The 19,097-nt window shown below is 66.8% G+C and carries 19 protein-coding genes and 1 pseudogene; 11 read left to right on the top strand and 9 right to left on the bottom strand.

Annotated features, from left to right (window positions below; all coding sequences use genetic code 11):
• Positions 1-44 precede the first annotated feature (44 nt).
• Positions 45-960, top strand: a pseudogene (locus ABNX41_RS05555) (IS5 family transposase).
• 69 nt (positions 961-1,029) lie between these two features.
• On the opposite strand, the gene ABNX41_RS05550 reads toward ABNX41_RS05555, so the two are convergent.
• Positions 1,030-1,479 carry a hypothetical protein gene (locus ABNX41_RS05550; RefSeq protein WP_438668730.1) on the bottom strand — a complete coding sequence of 150 codons (450 nt, stop codon included), beginning with the start codon at positions 1,477-1,479 and terminating at the stop codon, positions 1,030-1,032.
• A gap of 339 nt (positions 1,480-1,818) precedes the next feature.
• Here ABNX41_RS05550 and ABNX41_RS05545 point away from each other — a divergent pair, with 339 nt between their 5' ends.
• Complete coding sequence (locus tag ABNX41_RS05545; RefSeq protein ID WP_438668729.1) at positions 1,819-2,019, top strand: hypothetical protein; 201 nt, start codon at positions 1,819-1,821, stop codon at positions 2,017-2,019.
• Between the two features lie 10 nt (positions 2,020-2,029).
• On the opposite strand, the gene rutD is transcribed toward ABNX41_RS05545, so the two are convergent.
• The 4 genes from rutD to rutA are packed head-to-tail and all read right to left on the bottom strand — an operon-like array spanning position 2,030 to position 5,109.
• The gene (gene rutD, locus ABNX41_RS05540; protein ID WP_438668728.1) at positions 2,030-2,818 is read right to left on the bottom strand and encodes a pyrimidine utilization protein D; all 789 of its coding nucleotides are present in this window, start codon (positions 2,816-2,818) and stop codon (positions 2,030-2,032) included.
• A 55-nt stretch (positions 2,819-2,873) separates the two neighbouring features.
• Positions 2,874-3,263, bottom strand: coding sequence for a pyrimidine utilization protein C (gene rutC, locus ABNX41_RS05535; protein ID WP_438668727.1), 390 nt, complete (start codon positions 3,261-3,263; stop codon positions 2,874-2,876).
• 35 nt (positions 3,264-3,298) lie between these two features.
• Entirely contained in the window at positions 3,299-4,027 is a 729-nt protein-coding gene (rutB, locus tag ABNX41_RS05530) for a pyrimidine utilization protein B (protein ID WP_438668726.1), read from the bottom strand.
• On the bottom strand, positions 4,024-5,109 hold the full coding sequence (gene rutA / locus ABNX41_RS05525) for a pyrimidine utilization protein A (protein ID WP_438668725.1): 1,086 nt from the start codon (positions 5,107-5,109) through the stop codon (positions 4,024-4,026). The genes rutB and rutA overlap by 4 nt, the downstream gene beginning before the upstream one ends.
• A 294-nt stretch (positions 5,110-5,403) precedes the next feature.
• Between rutA and ABNX41_RS05520 the strand changes: the two genes are divergently transcribed.
• A complete protein-coding gene (locus ABNX41_RS05520; protein WP_438668724.1) occupies positions 5,404-5,808 on the top strand; it encodes a DUF2177 family protein in 405 nt (134 codons plus the stop codon).
• A gap of 40 nt (positions 5,809-5,848) precedes the next feature.
• Here the strand turns inward: ABNX41_RS05520 and ABNX41_RS05515 are convergent, their stop codons facing one another.
• From ABNX41_RS05515 to ABNX41_RS05505, 3 genes are read right to left on the bottom strand one after another with little or no spacing between them, the layout of a single operon-like run.
• The gene (locus ABNX41_RS05515) at positions 5,849-6,583 is read right to left on the bottom strand and encodes an SDR family NAD(P)-dependent oxidoreductase (RefSeq protein ID WP_438668723.1); all 735 of its coding nucleotides are present in this window, start codon (positions 6,581-6,583) and stop codon (positions 5,849-5,851) included.
• A 3-nt stretch (positions 6,584-6,586) separates the two neighbouring features.
• A complete protein-coding gene (locus ABNX41_RS05510; protein ID WP_438668722.1) occupies positions 6,587-7,219 on the bottom strand; it encodes a ChrR family anti-sigma-E factor in 633 nt (210 codons plus the stop codon).
• Positions 7,216-7,785, bottom strand: coding sequence for a sigma-70 family RNA polymerase sigma factor (locus tag ABNX41_RS05505; protein ID WP_438668721.1), 570 nt, complete (start codon positions 7,783-7,785; stop codon positions 7,216-7,218). The genes ABNX41_RS05510 and ABNX41_RS05505 overlap by 4 nt, the downstream gene beginning before the upstream one ends.
• 258 nt (positions 7,786-8,043) lie before the next feature.
• Between ABNX41_RS05505 and ABNX41_RS05500 the strand changes: the two genes are divergently transcribed.
• From ABNX41_RS05500 to ABNX41_RS05470, 7 genes are all read left to right on the top strand, one after another.
• Positions 8,044-9,342 (top strand): NAD(P)/FAD-dependent oxidoreductase, encoded by a 1,299-nt coding sequence (locus tag ABNX41_RS05500; RefSeq protein ID WP_438668720.1) that lies wholly within the window; start codon positions 8,044-8,046, stop codon positions 9,340-9,342.
• Positions 9,343-9,345: 3 nt separating this feature from the next.
• On the top strand, positions 9,346-10,122 hold the full coding sequence (locus ABNX41_RS05495) for a DUF1365 domain-containing protein (RefSeq protein WP_438668719.1): 777 nt from the start codon (positions 9,346-9,348) through the stop codon (positions 10,120-10,122).
• Positions 10,122-11,288 carry a class I SAM-dependent methyltransferase gene (locus ABNX41_RS05490; protein WP_438668718.1) on the top strand — a complete coding sequence of 389 codons (1,167 nt, stop codon included), beginning with the start codon at positions 10,122-10,124 and terminating at the stop codon, positions 11,286-11,288. The genes ABNX41_RS05495 and ABNX41_RS05490 overlap by 1 nt, the downstream gene beginning before the upstream one ends.
• A gap of 448 nt (positions 11,289-11,736) precedes the next feature.
• Positions 11,737-12,600 carry an FAD binding domain-containing protein gene (locus ABNX41_RS05485; RefSeq protein ID WP_438668717.1) on the top strand — a complete coding sequence of 288 codons (864 nt, stop codon included), beginning with the start codon at positions 11,737-11,739 and terminating at the stop codon, positions 12,598-12,600.
• A complete protein-coding gene (locus ABNX41_RS05480; protein ID WP_438668716.1) occupies positions 12,597-14,927 on the top strand; it encodes a xanthine dehydrogenase family protein molybdopterin-binding subunit in 2,331 nt (776 codons plus the stop codon). The genes ABNX41_RS05485 and ABNX41_RS05480 overlap by 4 nt, the downstream gene beginning before the upstream one ends.
• The gene (locus ABNX41_RS05475) at positions 14,924-15,412 is read left to right on the top strand and encodes a (2Fe-2S)-binding protein (RefSeq protein WP_438668715.1); all 489 of its coding nucleotides are present in this window, start codon (positions 14,924-14,926) and stop codon (positions 15,410-15,412) included. The genes ABNX41_RS05480 and ABNX41_RS05475 overlap by 4 nt, the downstream gene beginning before the upstream one ends.
• Complete coding sequence (locus ABNX41_RS05470) at positions 15,409-17,691, top strand: xanthine dehydrogenase family protein molybdopterin-binding subunit (protein ID WP_438668714.1); 2,283 nt, start codon at positions 15,409-15,411, stop codon at positions 17,689-17,691. The genes ABNX41_RS05475 and ABNX41_RS05470 overlap by 4 nt, the downstream gene beginning before the upstream one ends.
• 90 nt (positions 17,692-17,781) lie before the next feature.
• Here ABNX41_RS05470 and ABNX41_RS05465 read toward each other — a convergent pair whose 3' ends face one another.
• Complete coding sequence (locus ABNX41_RS05465) at positions 17,782-18,366, bottom strand: helix-turn-helix domain-containing protein (RefSeq protein WP_438668713.1); 585 nt, start codon at positions 18,364-18,366, stop codon at positions 17,782-17,784.
• Positions 18,367-18,706: 340 nt separating this feature from the next.
• Here ABNX41_RS05465 and ABNX41_RS05460 point away from each other — a divergent pair, with 340 nt between their 5' ends.
• Entirely contained in the window at positions 18,707-19,096 is a 390-nt protein-coding gene (locus ABNX41_RS05460) for a hypothetical protein (protein WP_438668712.1), read from the top strand.
• Position 19,097 lies beyond the last annotated feature (1 nt).

The raw sequence follows: 19,097 nt of genomic DNA, 5'->3' as shown, positions 1-19,097 counted from the left end.
ACTTGCGGAATCATGTTTTTGGGTCAGGGGTTTGGGATAGGCATATGAGCAAGCCCGTCCCCCTTTTCCGCACGACGAACTGGTCCAGCTACAGCCTGTCCCTGAAGCGCCGCGGCTCGCTGCTGGTATGGCTTGACCCGCAGATGTCATGGTCTGCGGCCCCGAGCGGCAAGGCGGGTCATCCTGAGAGGTTCTCGGCGGCGGCCATTCAGTTCTGCCTCTCGATCAAGGTGCTGTTCGGGCTGCCGCTCCGTCAAACGACGGGGTTTGTGGAGAGCCTGCGGGCTCTGAGCGGGCTCGACTGGCCGGTGCCGGATTACACGGACGCTCTGCCGTCGGCAGAAGCACCTGAAGGTGCAGATCCCGTATCGTGCCGCGCCCGGGCCGCTGCATCTGCTGATGGACAGCACGGGGATCCAGTTCTCGGGCGAAGGCGAGTGGCCGGTCCGCAAGCACGGAGCCAGCCGCCGCAGGCAATGGCGCAAGATCCACATCGGTATCGATGCTGAAACGCTCGAGGTGCGCGCCGTCGAGATGACCAGCAACCGCATCGGCGATGCGTCCGTTCTGCCCGACTTGCTGGCGCAGATCCCGATGCAAGAGCGGATCGGCAGTGTCACCGCCGATGCCATCATGCCACCACGACGCAATGCCCGGGACTGGAAGGGACACCATCCCGGCCTGCAGGCCCGCAACGAGGCCCTGCGCGCCTGCAAGCGCTTCGGCCGGGCGAGCTGGAAGAAATGGTCCGGATATCACCGACGAAGCCCCGCGTGGAGGCCAGGATGAGATGCCTCGAATTCCTCGGCGAGCGCATCATGGCCAGAGACTTCGACAGGCAGCATGCAGAGGCTCAGATCCGCATCGGGTCGCGGGTTCTCTCGAACCAATGGCGTTCACCTGCTCCACATGAACCGCTTCACATCCCTCGGCACGCCCGAGACTGTCCGAATGCGCTGAAGATGGCCGGGAAAGGGAGACCTGCCGCCTCAATCCGAATTGCGCAACAAGGCCACTGCAGGTCAACTGCTATCGCGGCACCGATTTCAACGGCGCGCCCGTCGCGCGAACGCGGCGCTGCGCCTGTGCCGGGACCTTGCCGCCACCGGCGTCACGCGTTTTCTGGCCACGGTGATCACCGGCACGGCCCCGGGATGCGCGGCGATCGCGCAGGCCCGTGCCGCTCATCCGCTGGTCGCGGCGATGATCGTCGGGATCCATGCCGAGGGGTCGTCGATCTCTGCGCTGGACGAGCCGCGCGGCGCGCATCCGCTGGATCACATCCGCCCGCCCGACACCGCCGAATTGGACCGCTGGCAGGCCGCGACCGCCGGGCTGGTCCGGCTTGTGACGCTGGCACCCGAGCATCCAGGTGCCAAGGATTACATCCGCCATGTCGCCGGGCGCGATCGCCTTGATCGGCCACAGCGCCGCCACGCCCGACGAGATCGCCCGCGCGACAGAGACCGGGGCGCGCATGTCCACCCACCGGGGAACGGAGCCGCGGGGTCTTGCCGCGCCATCCCAATCTTCTCTGCGCGCAACTGGTCGAGGACCGGCTGACCGCCGGGCTGATCGGCGACGGCCACCATCTTTCGCCCGCGACCTTCAAGGCCATGCTGCGCGCCAAGGGGGCGGGCGGCACGGTGCTGGTCTCGGACGTGGTGGCGCTGGCGGGAAGGGCTCCGGGGATCTACCGCCAGCCGGTCGGCGATGCGGTGGAGCTGACCGGGGACGGGCGGATCCTGCTGTCGGGAACCGCGTTCCTGGCCGGGACGGCGCTGCCGCTTTCCGTCACCACCCCCCGGGGCCGCCGCCATGGCGGGGATCACGCTGGACGAAGCCCTGCACCTGGCCACCGTCGCGCCCGCGCGCCTTCTTGGCCTGGACGGGCTGAGGCCCGGGGCCGAAGCGGATGCGATCCTCTTCGACGCCCCCGACGAGGGTGGGGCGCTGCGGATCCGGGAAACCTGGATCGGCGGGTCGCTTGCATATGCCGATCCGGGAGGCGCGGCCTGATCCCGGCCCCTCACGCCGCCGGGCGGGCCGGGTGCCGCGTCAGGAAATCCATCATCAGCCGGTTGAAGCGCGCGGACCGGGTGACGTTGACGGCATGGCCGCCCTCGGGCTCCAGCGCGAATTCGGCGCCCGCGATCCCCTCGGCCAGCCGCGCCGAGCGCGACCAGGGCACCAGCAGGTCGTCCCGGGTGGCGATGACTTGCACCGGCACCGAAATCCGCTCCAACTGCGCGTCGATGTCGAAGGCGCGCAGCGCGGCGATGCGGCGGCGGATGTTCTCGGCGCCCTGGAAATGCGCCAGGCCATGGGCCTCTTCCTCGGCCAGGCGCCCGGCGTTCCGCGCCATCCATTCGGCGGGATAGAGAAACAGCGGCTGCGCCCTCAGAAAGGCCGCGACGCCGCTGTCCCGAAGCAGAGAGAGGCGGGTGTCGAAGCAGCGCCCCGAATGCGGATCGGCGCGGCTCCAGGCGTTGACCAGCACCAGGCTTGCCACCATTTCCGGCGCCCGCAGCGCCAGGTCCAGCCCGAACAGCCCGCCAAGCGCATGGCCGACGATATGGGCGCGCGGCGTCCCGGAGGCCCGCATCACCTCGGCCATCTCATCGGCCATGTCAGAGATCGTCACGCCCTCGGGCACCTCTCCGCCCGTCCGGCCGCAGCCGAAATGGTCGTAGGTCACCACCCGGAACCGGGCGCGCAGGGCATTGAGCTGCGGCGCCCAATAGCCCGCCGCGCCGCCAAGCCCCGATGAGAGCAGCACCGTCTCGTCGCCGGGGCCGTCATGAATATCGAATTTCATCGCTTCCGCCCGAAGGAGGGGGGGGGCGGGCGGGACCGGGCCCGCCCGCCCGCAGTCATTTCTTGCCGATATGGGCGACGCTCGCGATCTCGACCAGCGCGCCGGGCTTGACCAGCCCGCATTGCACGCAATAGCGCGCGGGCTTGTCACCGGGGAAATAGCTGGCATAGACCTCGTTGATGGCGCCATAATTGGCCCAGTCGGTCAGGAAGATGTGGTTCATGGTCACGTCGTCCATGGTGCCGCCCGCCGTCTCGATCACCGATTTGATGATGTCGAGGACATGTTTCGTCTGCGCCTTCGGATCGTCCAGAAAGACGACGTTGTTGTCCTTGTCGAAGGGCAGCGTGCCCGAGACATAGACCACGCCATCGGCCAGCGTGCCGGGCGAATAGGGGGCCAGCGGCTTGCCGCTGCCGGTGGGGACGACGATTTCCTTGGGCATTTCCTGTTCCTTCCTGTTCGGGCCGGTTCGCAGTCTTATTCGGCGGGCGCGATCTGGCCGACGGCGCCACAGAAATCGGCGGTGGTCGAGACCCAGCCGAAGAATTTCTCGATATTGTAGATCGAGGCCTCCTGCATCGCCTTGGGGCCAAGGTGATGGGTCGCATCCTCCAGCACCACGCCGAAATATTCCAGATGGAAGGCGTCGCGCAGGCTGCTTTCGACGCAGACATTGGTGGCGATGCCGACGAAGACCAGATTGCGGATGCCGCGCGCGCGAAGCGTCGAATCCATCGTGGAATTGAAAAAGCCCGAATAGCGGGTCTTCGGCACCACGATATCGCCGGGCTGGGGGGTCAGTTCATCGACGATGGCGTAATCCCAGCCGCCCTTGGCCAGCAGGGTGCCCGCAAGCTCGGGGTTCGCCCGCATATGCTTGAGCGCGTTCGACTTGTGATAATTCGGCGAGCCGGGGCCGCCCGCCTCGACATAATCCGGGTCCCATCCGTTCTGGAAATAGATCACCGGCACCTTTGCCGCCCGCGCGGCCTCGACGGCAAGCCGGATGTTCTCGATCACCGATTTCGCGCCGGAAATGTCGAAGCCCGCAAGATCGACATAGCCGCCCTCGGTCGAATAGGCGTTCTGCATGTCGACAACGACGACGGCGGTGTCGTCGGCGTTGAGGGTCAGCGATTCGGGACGACCCGGCAGGGTGATCCTGCGGCCCGGCCTGCCGCCGGTGGTATCGACGGTGGCGGTCATTCTGCGGCCTCAAGGGTGATGTGCTGGCGCGATTTCATCAGCGGCTGGATGTGTTTTCCGAATTTCTCGACCCCTTCGAGGAAGTCGTCGAAGGTCAGCATGACGCCGCCGGTGCCCGGCACCTCGGCCATCTCATCCAGCATCGCGGCCACCTCGGCATATGATCCGATCAAAGTCCCCATGTTGATGTTCACCGCCGAGACCGGGTTCGACATGTGGCGCACATTGGTATCCGCGCCGGATTTCGTATCGGCGGCGCTTTGCAGGCCCAGCCATTTGATCGCCTCTTCATCGGCCCCGGCCTTGTAATGCTCCCATTTCGCCCAGGCGTCTTCGGATTTCTCCTCGGCGAGGATCATGGTCAGCACGAAGCTTTTGACCGCGCGCCCGGTCTTTTCGGTGGCGGCCAGCAGGCGGTCGTTGGTGGGCGCGAAGGCCTTGGGCGTGTTCACCCCCACCCCGAAGCAAAAGCTGTAATCGGCATATTTCGCCGAAAACGCCATGCCTGCGTTCGAGGAACCGGCGCAGATCAGCTTCACATCCCCCTCGGGCAGCGGCTTCATCCGGCAATCGTCCATCTGGAAGTGCCTGCCCTTGAAATCCGACTGGCCAGTGGTCAGTAGATCCTGAAGGACGGTGGTGTATTCGGCCAGATATTCGTAACGGTCGCCGAAATAATCGTCGCCGGGCCAAAGCCCCATCTGGCTGTATTCCGGCCGCTGCCAGCCGGTCACCAGATTGATCCCGAACCGCCCGCCCGAGATGGAATCGATCGTGGTCGCCATCCGCGCCACCATGGCGGGCGGAGTGATGATCGTGGGCACGGTGCCGAAAAGCTTGATCTTCGTCGTCACCGCCGCCAGCCCCGCCATCAGCGTGAAGCTTTCGAGGTTGTAGTCCCAGAACTCGGTCTTGCCGCCGAAACCGCGCAGCTTGATCATCGAAAGCGCGAAGTCGAAACCGTAAGATTCGGCCTTGAGCGTGATCGCCTTGTTCAGCGCAAAGCTGGGCTTGTATTGCGGCGCGTTCTCCGAAAGCAGCCAGCCGTTGTTGCCGATAGGGATGAAGACACCGACTTCCATTCGCATTCTCCGCTCTGGCTGCGCGCTGACTGCGCTCTGGGGCGGCGCGGCCCCGGTGAAGGTTCGCCCAAGGCTACGCCGGTTTCTTCCGCGGTCGCGACAAAAATTTTAGCGGATGGTAAAAATTTTACCCGGATACATGTTTTGCCCGGCTGCTTGTCGCATTTGGCGGCAATTTGCCCAGGAATTCGGCCAGTCCTGCCCGCCGATGCCCGCAGCTTTCGGCACCCCGGTTGTGATCCGCGCGGCCGAGGGCTGCGTATCCCCTGCATCGACATCACCGCGAGGCGAAACATGACGCAGATCCTTTTCCTCTATGCCGCGACCGTGGTCTGCTTCCTCGGGCTCGACATCATCGGGATCAACTGGCTGGTCCGTCCGGTCTTTCAGACCCATGTCGGCCATCTGCTGGCCTCGCCCCTGCGGCTGGGGCCCGCCGCGCTGTTCTATATGGCCTATGTGGCGGGGCTGCTGTGGTTCGTCTCGTTGCCCGCGCTGCGCGAGGGCGCGCCACTTCAGGCGCTGGTCGGCGGCATGGTGCTGGGGTTCCTGTGCTATGGCACCTATGAGATGACCAATTACGCGACGCTGCGCGACTGGAGCTGGCAGCAGGTGGCGATGGACCTGAGCTGGGGCACGTTTCTGACCGGGTTCTCGGCCTGGGCGGGCGTCGCCGTCCTGAGCGGGCGCCTGTCCTGACCGGGCAGCCGTCCCGATCGGGCGGGCGCGTACCGCAGGCTCAGCCCAGCCGCCGGACCAGCCTTTGCACAAGCGCATGAGGCAGCAGCCGCAACAGCTTGACCGCCAGCGTGAACCGCCTGGGGAAATGGATTTCGAAGCGCCTTCCCCTCAGGCCGCGCAGCACCTGCGACGCGGCCTCTTCGGAGGAGATGATCGCCGGCATGGCGAAGCGGTTCTTCTCGGTCAGGCGCGAGCGCACGAAGCCCGGGCAGACCAGCCGCACATCGACGCGGGGGGCAAGCTCGGCCGCCAGCGACTCGGCCAGGTTGTTCACCGCCGCCTTGGTGGCGGAATAGGGCTGGCCGCCGGGCAGGCCCACCCATCCCGCGACCGAGCCGAAAAGCACAAGCTGCCCGCCATCGCGCAAGAGCGGCGGGCACAGGCGCGCCACCTCGATGGTGCCAAGCAGGTTGACCCGCACCATCTCGGCCGCCTTTCCAGGGTCGATCCCGGCCACGCGAGAGGGTTCGTAAAGCGCGGCGGTGCAGATCACGGCGTCAAGCGGCTCGGATCGGCGCAGCGCCGCCACCGCGCCTTCCAGCGTTTCGGGAAGCGCCAGATCCAGCGGCAACACCTGGGCCCCGCCGCATTCCCCGGCCAGCGCCGCAAGCATCGCCTCATCGCGCGCCGACAGGATCAGCCTTGCGCCCTTGGTCGCGAAGGCGCGCGCCAGCGCCGCGCCGATCCCCGCGCTGGCGCCGATGATCCAGATGCGCTTGCCCGCGAAACCCATGGCTCAGATCCTGAAGATCGGCTGCAACAGCCTTGGGATCATCGCGTGGAAACGCAGGGGCGCGTCGGTCGCGGCAAGGCAGATGCAGGGCTCTCCCTGACCGGCGATCGGCTGGTGGTCGATCTCGTCATGGGCGCATTCGACATCGCCGCGCCCGAACCGCCCCTCGCTGTCCGAGAAGCTGCCTTGCAGCACCAGCGTCAGCTCCAGCCCGCGATGCCCGTGTTCGGGAACGGCGCGCCCGGGCGGGATGTAAAGCAGCCGCAGCGATCCGGTGCGGTCGGCACTGAGGATCTGCTGGCGGATGCCGCCGCCCAGCATTCGCCATTGCGGCGGATGGCCATCCAGCACCTGCATGACCGGGGCCGGAAAGATCCCCGAGGCGCGCGGCCCGGGCGCGGGCGGCGGCGCATGATCCAGCGCCGCCATCAGCCGGGCGCGGGCGCCCTGCGACAGCGCCACCTCGGCCTGGCGATCGAGCAGCGCGCCACCGACCATATCCTGCGCCTCGGCCATCGCGCGGCATTCGTCGCAAAGCGAGACATGCGCCGCCACGACCACGGCGAAGGGTTCGGGCAGGTTGCCGCTGGCATAGGCGCGCAGAAGATCGTCGGGAATGTGATGGGTGATCGTCATGGCTTGAGATCCCTTAGCTCATGCCGGAGCCGTTCGAGACCAAGGCGGATGCGCGACTTGATCGTGCCGAGCGGCAATCCGGTCATCTGGCTGATCTGGCTGTGGGGCAGCTCCTCGATGAACGCCTGTTCCAGGGCCCGCCCCTGTTCGGGGGTCAGCATGGTCATGGCCGCGCGCAGCCTGGACGCCTCTTGCGCAAGGGCAAGGATCTGGGCGGCGTCGGGCTCGATGGTCGCGGGCTCTTCGATCGCATCGGGCACCGGCGGCGGACGGCGGCGCGCCAGGTCGATCTGGCGGTTGCGGGCGATACGGTAGATCCAGGCGGCGGCCTCGGCGCGATGCGGGTCGAACTGCGCGGCCTTGTGCCAGACCGCCAGCATCACGTCCTGCACCACATCCTCGGCGCTGCCGTCGCGCAGGCCGCCGCGCATCAGCATGGCCTTCAGCCTGGGTCCGAAATGGTCGAAAAGCCGCCCGAAGGCCGCTCGGTCGCGCTGATCGCGCACCGCGATCAACGCCATGGTCATCTCTGACGCCGGATCGGCGGCCGGTGAAGCTGGTGTCATGAACTCTGTCTTCCTGATCGAGCCCAACTGAACAGGCCCGGCATCCGCATGCAAGGTCAGAGGGGTCCCCTCCGCCACCGGACTGTCGATTTCATTTCGTGCCACCATGGCCTGATTACGCAGCCGGGGCCGATTGGATCAGCCAAACGAAAAACTTTTCGCGAAGCCGGAACTTTTCGCGAAACCCCGATGCGGCGAGTGATCCGGGCCGCACCGCACCGCGTAACATGGTCGGATCACCAAAGCGGGAGCGAGCCGATGCCCTTTGACCTGAGCCGTGGCGCGCCCCGGCGCATCGCCATCGTCGGCGGCGGCATCTCGGGGATGGCCGCGGCCTGGCTGCTGCGAGGACACCACGAGGTCACGCTCTTCGAGGCGGCCGACCGCCTTGGCGGCCACGCTCGCACCGTGCTGGCGGGGCGAAACGGCGACCGGCCGGTGGATACGGGCTTCATCGTCTTCAACTATGCCAATTACCCGCATCTGACCGCGCTGTTTCGCGACCTCGACGTCGCGGTCCAGCGCAGCGACATGAGCTTCGGCGTCTCGCTGATGGCAGGGCGGCTGGAATATGCGCTGAGTTCGGGGAATGCGCTGTTCGGGCAACGCGCCAACCTGCTGTCTCCCGGCTTTCACGGGATGATCCGCGACATCCTGCGCTTCAACGCCCGCGCCGAGGATATGGCGCAGGGCCGCCCGGACCTGACCATCGCCGAGATGCTGGCCGAGTTGCGGCTGGGGCCGCGATTTCGCGACCATTACCTCTATCCGATCTGCGGCGCGATCTGGTCCACGCCCACCAGCGGGATCGGCGCGTTTCCCGCGCAGGCCCTGATCCGCTTCATGTGCAACCACGCCCTGATGTCGGCGGGCGGCCAGCATCAATGGTGGACCGTCTCGGGCGGCAGCCGCAGCTATGTCGCACGGCTTGAGGCCGCGCTTTGGACCTCGGGCGTGCGCCTGCGCCTCGGCGCGCCAGTGGCGGCGGTGACGCGGGACGAGACGGGCGTGGATCTGCGCCCGCAGGGTGGTCTGCCGGAACGCTTCGACCAGGTGATCTTCGCCACCCATGCCGACCAGGCGCTTGCCATGCTGGCCGATCCCGCGCCCGAGGAACGCGCGGCGCTTGGCGCGGTGCGGTTCCAGCCCAACCGCATGGTGCTTCACCGCGACGCAGCCGTCATGCCCCGGCGGCGGCGCTGCTGGAGTTCGTGGGTCTACCGCGCCGACTCGCCGGGCTCCGCCCCTGGCCACGAGGGCGCCTCGGTCGGCGTCAGCTACTGGATGAACCGGCTTCAGAACATCCCGATGGAGGATCCGCTGTTCGTCTCGCTGAACCCCGAGATCGCCATCCGCGAGGAGGCCATCTACGACGAGACCACCTTCCGCCACCCCGTCTTCGACCATGCCGCTTTGCGCGCGCAGGCCCGCATCGCCGCCCTGCAGGGCGAGCGGCGAAGCTGGTTCGCGGGCGCGTGGCTGCGCAACGGCTTTCACGAGGATGGCTTCGCCAGCGCCCTGCGCATCGCGCGGCGCCTGCTGCCCGAGAAGGTCTGAGCGATGACGCTGGCCCAACGCCTGACCTGCGGCGAGGTGCTGCATCTGGCCGCCACTGTCAGCCATGCGCGGCGCGGGCGCATCCGTCACAGCTTTCGCTACGGCACCGATTATCTGCTGCTCTCGCCCGACCATGCCGCCGGGCCGCCGCTGTTTTCGCGAAACCGCTTCAACCTGCTGGCGGTGCATGACCGCGACCACGGCGGCCCGCGTGGCCAGGGGCGCGGCGCCGACTGGGCCAGGGCGCGCTTCGCCAATGCAGGACTGGAGACGGCGCCCGGCGATGCGCTGGCGCTGCTGACCCAGCCGCGTGTCCTGGGACATTGGTTCACCCCGATCAGCTTCTGGCTGGTGCTGCGCGGCGATGCCGTGCTGGCCGCGATCGCCGAGGTCAACAACACCTTCGGCCAGCGCCATTCCTATCTGTGCCACCAGCCCGGCTTCACCCCCCTCGGGCCCGGTGACGCGATCCGGGCGCAGAAGGTGTTCCATGTCTCGCCCTTCCAGGACGTGGCCGGAGAATACCGGTTCAACTTCGCGCTGGCGCCCGACCGGATTGCGATCCGCATCGCCCAGGTCGACGGCCCCAGGGGCCTGAACGCCGCCATGGCGGGGCCCCTGCACCCGCTGACCGACCGCCGCGTGCTTGCCGCCTGCCTGCGCCGCCCTGGCGGCAGCCTGCGGGTGCTGGCGCTGATCTACTGGAATGCGCTGCGGCTGAAGCTCAAGGGCGCGCGCTACCGCCGTCTGCCCGACCCGCCTGAACAGGAGATCACCTGATGCCCTTTACCTCGCGCATGATCCGCAACCGCTTTCTCTCCGCGCTGGAGGGGATCGGCCATGGCCGGTTGCGCCTGACCCTGCCCGACGGATCGCGGCATCTGTTCGGGGATGCGGGCGAAGAGGTCGAACTGCTGATCCGGGACTGGTCAGTCCTGACCGCGCTGGCCGCGCGCGGCGACGTGGGCTTTGGCGAGACATGGATCGATGGCCTGTGGAGCACATCCTCGCTCGAGGCGCTTCTGGTGCTCGCGCTGCGCAACGCCGACCGGCTGGAGGCCTGGTCCGACGTGCGCGGCATTGCGCGGCTGCGCATGGTCCTGACTGACCGGCTCTTGCGGTTGAATAGCCTGCGCGGATCGTCGCGCAACATTCGCGCCCATTACGATGTGGGGAATGAATTCTACCAGTTCTGGCTCGACCCGGGCATGACCTATTCCTCGGCACTCTTTGCCGACGGCGACGATCTGGAGACCGCGCAGGCACGCAAGAACGCGCGGATCCTGTCGCGCCTCGGCCCCGGGGAAAGCATTCTGGAAATCGGCTGCGGCTGGGGCGGTTTCGCCGAGGCCGCGGCCGCGCGCGGGCGCCGCGTCACCAGCATCACGCTTTCGCCCGCGCAGAAGGGCTATGCCGATGCCCGGCTGGACGGCCGGGCAGAGATCCGCTTGCAGGACTATCGCCATGTCCAGGGCCGCTTCGGCAATATCGTCTCGATCGAGATGATCGAGGCCGTGGGCGAACGCTACTGGCCCACCTATTTCGCGACGCTCAAGGCCCGGCTGGCCGAGGGCGGGCGCGCGGTCTTGCAGGCGATCACCGTGCCGGATGCCGAATTCTCGCTTTACCGCAAACGCTCGGACTTCATCCGCCAGCATACTTTCCCCGGCGGCCTTCTGCCCTGCAATGCCGTCATCGCGCGCGAGGCCGCCCGGGCGGGCCTTTCGGTGCAGGGCAGCTTCGCCTTCGGCCAGGACTATGCCCGGACCTGCCGGATCTGGGCCGGGCGCCTGCTGGCCGAGCGCCCGCGCATCCGCCGCTTTGGCCATGACGAGCGTTTCCTGCGCAGTTGGCAGTTCTATCTTGAGGGCTCGGCCGCCACTTTCGCCGCCGGTCGCACCGATGTCGTGCAGATCGAACTCGCCCACGCCGCGGAAGCGGCCTGAGCGCCCGGACGGAAACGCGCATCGCGCCCGGGGTGCGGCCCGGCACGCGCCGCTGCGGGGCACCTCCCCGAACATGGATCGAGGGGATGGCGACCCGCGCTTCGTGGCGGCGAGCGCCGTCGCCTTGGCATGGCACCCCGGCAATCCTGACAGAAAACCATCGTCACATTTTGACTATAGCAAGATTTGCGCCATATGCCGAAACAGGCCGGTTCGCGCCCGATTTCGATGGAACCCGGCCTCAAGCGGGTCGGGCGGGCGTCATGGCCGCCAAACGTCACCAAAATTAATTACTATATATCAATAATATAAATATGAAATTTCGCCATCTGCCGCTTCTTTCGTCATCGCATCGGCATTTCGCCCGCACCGCCCCTTCCAGCGCAAATTGCGTTGGACATGACGACAATACGGGTGTTATCCATGATAAAAATTTGACAGGGTTAAAATGAAGCCAGCATCCTTCAGCTATCGCAAGCCCGTCTCGATCGCCGAGGCGATCACGCTTCTCGCGGAATATGGCGAGGAGGGTAAAATCATCGCCGGAGGGCAAAGCCTCGTCCCCTCGATGAACTTCCGTCTCGCCCGGCCCGAGACCCTGATCGACATCAACAATATCGCCGAGATCCAGGGCGTGCGCGACATGCCCGACCATCTGGAGATCGGCGCGGTGACGCGCCACGCCACCTTTCACCACCCGGTCACGCCCTGTCCGCTGGGCCGGATGCTGACCAAGGTCGTCGCCAATATCGCCCATTACCCGATCCGCCAGCGCGGCACCTTCGGCGGCTCGCTGTCGCATGCCGATCCAGCCTCGGAATGGTGCCTCGTCGCCACCACCATGGGCGCCGAGATGGAGATCCACGGCCCGTCCGGCTCCCGCCGCGTGGCGGTGGCGAATTATTTCAAGGGCACCTTCGTCACCGCCGTCGGACGCGACGAATTGCTGGCCCGCATCCGCCTGCCGAAACTGCCCGAGGGCTGGGGCACCGGGTTCTACGAATTCTCGCGCCGAAAGGGCGATTTCGCGCTGGCCATGTCGCTCGCGGCGCTGAAGGTCGAAGGGGGCGTGATCCGGGGCGCGCGCCTTGGCCTGGGCGCGGTCGGCGCGCATCCGCAGCGGCTTGAGGCGCTGGAGGCCGACATGACCGGGCGCCCCGCCACAGCCGAAACCTTCGCCGCCATCGGCGAGGCGGCGCGCGGCATGGTCTCGGCCTCGGGCGATATCCATGGCTCGGCCGAATACCGGATGGAGCTGGTCGGCACGGTGATCGCGCGCGCCCTGGCCCAGGCCGCCGAGGATGCGGCATGAGCTGGATCGGACGCACCCTGCCGCGGCTTGAGGATCCCGCGCTTCTCAAGGGACATGGCCGCTATTTCTCGGACCTCGCCCGCGGGGCCGACGCGGTGAAATTCGTCCGCAGCCCGATGGCGGCGGGCGCGATCACCGGCATCGACCTTCCCGATCCCGAGGATTTCGAGGGCCATATCTTCCTCGCCTCGGATCTGGAGGCAAGCGGGGTGCGCCCGGTGCAGGCGATCCTGGACCGCCCCGACTACCGCCGGGTGCCGCATCCGGCGCTGGCGGGCGAGAGGGTGGTCTTCACCGGCCAGGCCATCGCCATGGTCGTGGCCGGGACCGAGGCGCTTGCCGAGGATCTGGCCGAGCAGGTCTTCGTCGATATCGAGCCCGACGATCCGGTCATCACCATCGAACAGGCGCTGGCCGAGGATGCCCGCCCGGTTCACCCCGAGACGCCCGAGAACATCATGGTCGAGGGGCGGATGCGCACCCCCGGCGTCGATCAGGCCTTCGCGGATGCCGCCTGCGTGATCGAGGTCGACCTGCGTTCGTCGCGCCAGACCGCCATGCCGATGGAGGCGCGCGGCGGCGTCGTCGAATACGACCATGCCAGCGGGCGGGTCACGCTTTACGCCTCGGTCCAGATGCCGCACATGCTGCGCACGGGGCTGGCGGATGCGCTGAACATCGACGAGGCGCTCTTGCGCGTCGTCGCCCCCGATGTGGGCGGCGGCTTCGGATCCAAGATGCCGCTTTTCCCGGAATATGTCGCCCTGGTCTGGGCGGCGTTCCGGCTGAAGCGCAAGCTGGCCTGGATCGAGGACCGGCGCGAGAATTTCCTGGCCGGATCGCATTCGCGCGACCAGAATTTCATCGTGCGCGGCGCCTTTGCGGCGAATGGCAGGCTGCTGGCGGTGGATGCCGACATGCGCTCGAACGTGGGGGCGTTTTCGGTCTATCCGGTGACCTGCGGGGTCGAGCCGCTGATGGCCTTCGCCGAACTGCCGGGCCCCTACGACTTCAGCCATTACGGCGCGCGTTCGGTGGGCGTGACCTCGAACACGGCGATGATGGCGCCCTATCGCGGCGTGTCGCGCCCCATGCTGACCTACAGCATGGAGCAGTTGATGGACCGGGCCGGCGCGAAGCTGGGGATCGATCCGATCGACATGCGCAGGCGCAACCTGATCACCCGCTTTCCCCATACCTCGCCCACCGGGCTGATTTTCGACGAGGCCTCTTATCTTGAGGCGATGGAAGAGGCGGTGAAGATCGCCGACTATCCGGGCTTTCGCGCCCGCCAGGCCGAGGCGCGCAAGCGGGGCCGTTACCTCGGCATCGGGCTTTCGGTGTTTTCCGAGCGCACCGGCTATGGCACGCCCGCCTTCGCCGCGCGCAAGATGGCCATCGTGCCCGGCTACGAAAATGTCGATTGCGAGATGGGCCCCTCGGGCCAGGTCACGTTGCGGATCGGGGCCTCGCCCCATGGCCAGGGGCTCAAGACCGCGCTGGCGCAGCTTGTGGCGGACCGGATCGGCATCGCGCCCGACCAGATCCGGGTGATCGCGGGCGATACCGACGCCACCCCCTATGGCTGGGGCACATTCGCCAGCCGCTCGATGGTGATCTCGGGCGGGGCCAGCATGTTCGCCGCCGACAAGGTGGCCGAGAAACTGCGCGAAATCGCGGGCCGGATGCTGGATGTCGCCCCCGCCACCATCCGGCTGGAGGACGGGCTGGCGGTGGCCGAGGGCACGAACCAGAGCCTTGCCATCGCCGAGCTGGCCCGCGCCATCCATACCCAGAGCCACAAGTTCCAGGGGCTGGAGCCGGGGATCAGGACCCAGGGCTTCTACGACCCGCCCGGCACCTTCTCGAACGCCACCCATATCGCCGAGGTCGAGGTCGATATCGAGACCGGCGGCGTGCGCATCGAACGCTTCATCGTGGTCGAGGATGCGGGCGTGCTGATCAACCCGATGATCGTCGACGGCCAGATCGCGGGCGGCGTGGCCCAGGGCATCGCCGGCGCGCTTTACGAAGAGATGGTCTATGACGAATTCGGCACGCTTCTGACCAGTTCGCTTGCCGATTACCTGCCGCCGACCTGCGCCGAGATCCCGCCGATCGAGATCCACCACATGGTCACCCTCTCGCCCGAGACGGCGACCGGCGCCAAGGGCATCGGCGAGGGCGGCACCATCGGCGCGCCCGCCGCCATCGTCTCGGCCATCACCGACGCGCTTTCGCCCTTCGGGGTCCAGATCAACACCATCCCCGCAACGCCCGACCGCATCAAGGCCGCGCTGCGCGAAGCCAGGGGCAAAGATCAATGAACGACAAGATCGACATCAAGCTGAACGTGAACGGCAAGGCCCATGCGCTCTCGGTCGAGCCGCGCCGCAACCTTGCCGATACGCTGCGCGACGACCTCGGGCTGACCGGCACCCATGTCGGCTGCGAACACGGGGTCTGCGGCGCCTGCACGGTGCTGGTGGACGGCCGCCCGGTGCGATCCTGCCTGGCCTTCGCCTGCCAGTTGGAAGACCGCAGGATCGAGACGGTCGAAAGCCTGGCCGACGGCGATACCCTGCACCCTTTGCAACAGAAGTTCTGGGAGTTGCACGGGCTGCAATGCGGCTTCTGCACGCCCGGCATGCTCATGCTGGCGGCGGGCGCGCTGCGCGAGAACCCCGACATGGACGACGAGGAAATCCGCGAGGTCATGTCCTCGAACCTGTGCCGCTGCACCGGCTATCAGAACATCCTCAAGGCCGTGCGCGCCGCCGCCGACGTGATGCGCCAGGAGGCGAGGGGATGAAGGAAAACGCGCCGAACCTCATCGGGCAGAGTGTCGCGCGTATCGAGGACCCCGAACTGCTGACAGGCAAGGGCAGTTTCGCCGCCGACAACAACCGCCCGGGCCAGGTGCATATGCGGGTCCTGCGCTCGCCCGTGGCCTTCGGTCGGCTGAATGCGGTCGAGGTCGACGTGGCCCGCGCGCTGCCCGGCGTCGTCGCGGTCTGGACGGCCGAGGACATCGCCGACCTGCCGCAGATCGACTTTCGCATGACCAAGGTGCAGGGCCTCGGCCCCTACCGGCAATGGTGCCTCGCGCGCGATTACGTCCGCTATGTCGGCGATCCCATCGCCGTCGTCTTCGCCGAGACGGAATACCTGGCGGAAGACGCCTGCGACCTGATCTTCCCCGATATCGACGAGCTTGACCCGCAGCTCGATCCGGTGGCCGAGCCCTCGGCCTATATGCCCGATATCATGCCCGGCGTGCTGAGCGAGCCTGCGGTCCTGCACAAGGCCCTGGGCGATGTGGATGCGGTCTTCGCCACCGCGACCGAGGTGATCGAGCTGGAACTTTCGGTCGGGCGGCACAGCGGGATCCCGCTGGAAACCCGCGGCGCGCTTGGGGTCTACGATACGGCCAGCGACACGATCACCATGTATGGAGCCGCCAAGGTGCCGCATTACAATCGCGGCGCCATCGCCGAGATGCTGCGGCTGCCGCTCGACAAGGTGCAGATGTCCGAAGGCCATGTCGGCGGCGGCTTCGGCCCCAGGGGCGAGCTTTACCCCGAGGACGTTCTGGTCTGCCACGCCTGCAGGCGCCTTGGTCGCCCGGTGAAATGGATCGAGGACCGGCGCGAGCATTTCCTTGCCACCAACCATTCGCGCGACCAGCACTACCGGCTGAAGGCCGCGATCGACGAACGCGGGGTGATCCAGGCGCTGGATGCCGAATTCTTCACCGACCAGGGCGCCTATGTCCGCACCCATGGCGCGACCGTCTCGGATCTGGCGGCGGCGCTGCTGCCGGGCCCCTATCTGGTGCCGAACTACCGCGTCGCGGGCCATATCCGGCTGACCAACAAGACACCTTGCGGCACCTATCGCGCGCCGGGCCGCTACGAGAGCACCTTCGCGCGCGAGCGGCTGATCGACGCCATCGCCGCCAGGAAGGGCCTCGACCCGTTCGAAATCCGCGCCCGCAACCTGATCCCCGAAGAATGCATCCCCTATGACCGGGGGATCGAGGCCCTCGGCACCCATGTCGTCTACGATTCGGGCAAGTATCACGACCTGCTCGCACGGCTGCGCGAGCGGCTCGACTGGGACGGGCTGACGGCGAGTATCGCCGCGCGCCGAGCGACGGGCGAGAGGGTCGGGCTTGGCATCGGCTATTTCGTCGAGAAAAGCGGCCTGGGCCCCGACGACAAGGTGCGGCTGCATTTCTACCCCGACGGGCTGATCTGCGTGGTCACCGGCGTCGCCAATATCGGCCAGGGCGTCGAGACCGCCATGGCCCAGATCTGCGCCGGAACGCTGGGCCTGCCGATGGAGGGGATCTCGATCCTGCACGGCCAGACCCGGCTGATCGACCAGGGCCGGGGCGCCTTCGCCACCCGCGTCACGGTGATGACCGGATCGGCGATCAAGCTGGCGGCCGAGGCGCTGATCGAGCAGGCGCTGGATCTTGCGGCGGGCAAGCTGGGGCTGCCGCGCGGGGAATTGCGCTACCGCGCCGGGCAGGTCTGGCATGCCGACGGGCCCACGGTCAGCCTGCGCGATCTGGCCGCCGAATTCGGCCCCGAGGACGGGCTGGTGACCGAGGGCACGTTCAATTCCGATCACATGACCTATCCCTACGGCATCCATTTCGCGCAGGTGCGGCTGGATCCGGGCACCTGCGGTATCCACCTGGAGCGCTACCTCGTGGCCTTCGACGTCGGCCGCGCCATCAATCCGATGCTGGTAGAGGGCCAGATCGTCGGCGCGGTGGCGCAGGGCATCGGCGGCGCGCTTTACGAGGAATTCGTCTATGACGCCATGGGCCAGCCCCTCGCCACCTCTTTCGCCGATTACCTGATGCCCACCGCCCTTGAGATCCCCGATGTCGAGGTGATGATTCGCGAGGATGCGCCCAGCCCCCTGAACCCGCTGGGCGCCAAGGGCGCGGGCGAAGGCGGGATCACCGCCGTCGGCGCCGCCATCGCCTCGGCGGTCGAGGATGCCATCGGCCGCCCCGGCGTGGTCGACCGCCTGCCGATCACGCCGCAACGGGTTGCGCGCTGGATGCAGGACTGACCCGGCCGGGAAGCGGGACCTGCCACCACCGCCCGAAAGCAAAAGGCCCGCGCCGTGACGCGGGCCTTTTGCGTAAGATCTGGGCGCGCCCTATCGGCTGTGGGTGTTGAACCAGACCGTCCGCGCCACGCCCGGACCGGGGTTCCAGATCCGGTGCGGGCGCTGCGACGAATAGGAAATGAGATCGCCGACCTGAAGGACATGGTTGATTCCATCGACCTCGACGATCAGCGAACCTTCAAGCAACAGCCCGTATTCGAAGCCGTAATGGCTCAGCGGGCGCTCGCTCGACCCGGTATGGGGCGCATATTCGTTCACGGCGACGGTGGTGCCGTTGGTGCCGTCTTCCTTCATCACCCGGCGCACGACTCCGGGGTTGGTCTCAAGCACCTGCGCCTCGCTCGCACGCACCACCAGGCTGTCGGGCGTGGCCGAGCCGTCGACGATCAGCGCCGACATGCTTTTGCCAAGCGCCTCGCTGATGACGACGAGCGAGCCGATCGAGGGCGAGGCGAGGCCGCGCTCCACCAGGCTCAGCATGGATGAACTCAGCCCGGTGGCCTCGGCCAGCGCCTGCAGCGTCATAGACTTGCCCTTGCGCAGGTCGCGGATGCGCTGGCCGATGATGGCCAGGGTCTTTTCGGTCGCATCGCTGGCGGGGACATCTTCAAACATTTGTTCACTACTGCTCAACATCGGATCCTTTCCCAAACGATCTATCATCTCCAGCGGATGTTTCAACAGAAGCGTCCCGTTGCCGTTTCTTATCATCCGAATGAGTTGATGTCATTAAATCAGCTTGCCCCAAGCCGGACAGCAGGGGACAGCATTTGCGCGAGCCCAGGATTCCCAAGGTCGTAAATTGCCCGGACGCCTGGCTCAACGACCGCAAAATAGGCAGAAACATCGAAAACCCTTGGAAACCAGGGCAGAGATATAAAGTATGTGTAAAATTTCTTGTGCCAGCATAAAATTTAATTATGCTCAAATTGTGTCTCAGGCCCAAGGATATGGAATGACGGTAGATTCGCACAACACGGTTCGGGTGATCGACACGGGCATGCATCGCGCGCCCTTGTCGATCGTGCAGCGGGGCGGTGCCGCCCATGCCCTGCTCTGGCCCGGGAACGGGGCGCATTACCGCAGCTTCAACATGGTCGAGCTTGACCCGCGCGGCCTTACGCTCGACCTGTGCCACGGCGAGGAATGCGCCTGGTATATCCAGGGCGGCGAGGGCGTGGTGCGCGACGTGGCGACCGATGTCGCCCAACCTTTGTCCGAAGGCTCGATGATCCATATCGCCGCGGGCGACCGCTACAGGATCGAGGCCGGCGCGGCCGGGCTGACCGCGATCGGCGGCACCGTGCCGGTGGAACCGGCCTTCTATGAAGAATATCTGGGGTAAG

The sequence above is a fragment of the Pseudogemmobacter sonorensis genome, assembly GCF_042762395.1.
Taxonomy (GTDB): Bacteria; Pseudomonadota; Alphaproteobacteria; order Rhodobacterales; family Rhodobacteraceae; genus Pseudogemmobacter; species Pseudogemmobacter sonorensis.
This window is presented reverse-complemented; position numbering and strand designations above follow the sequence as displayed.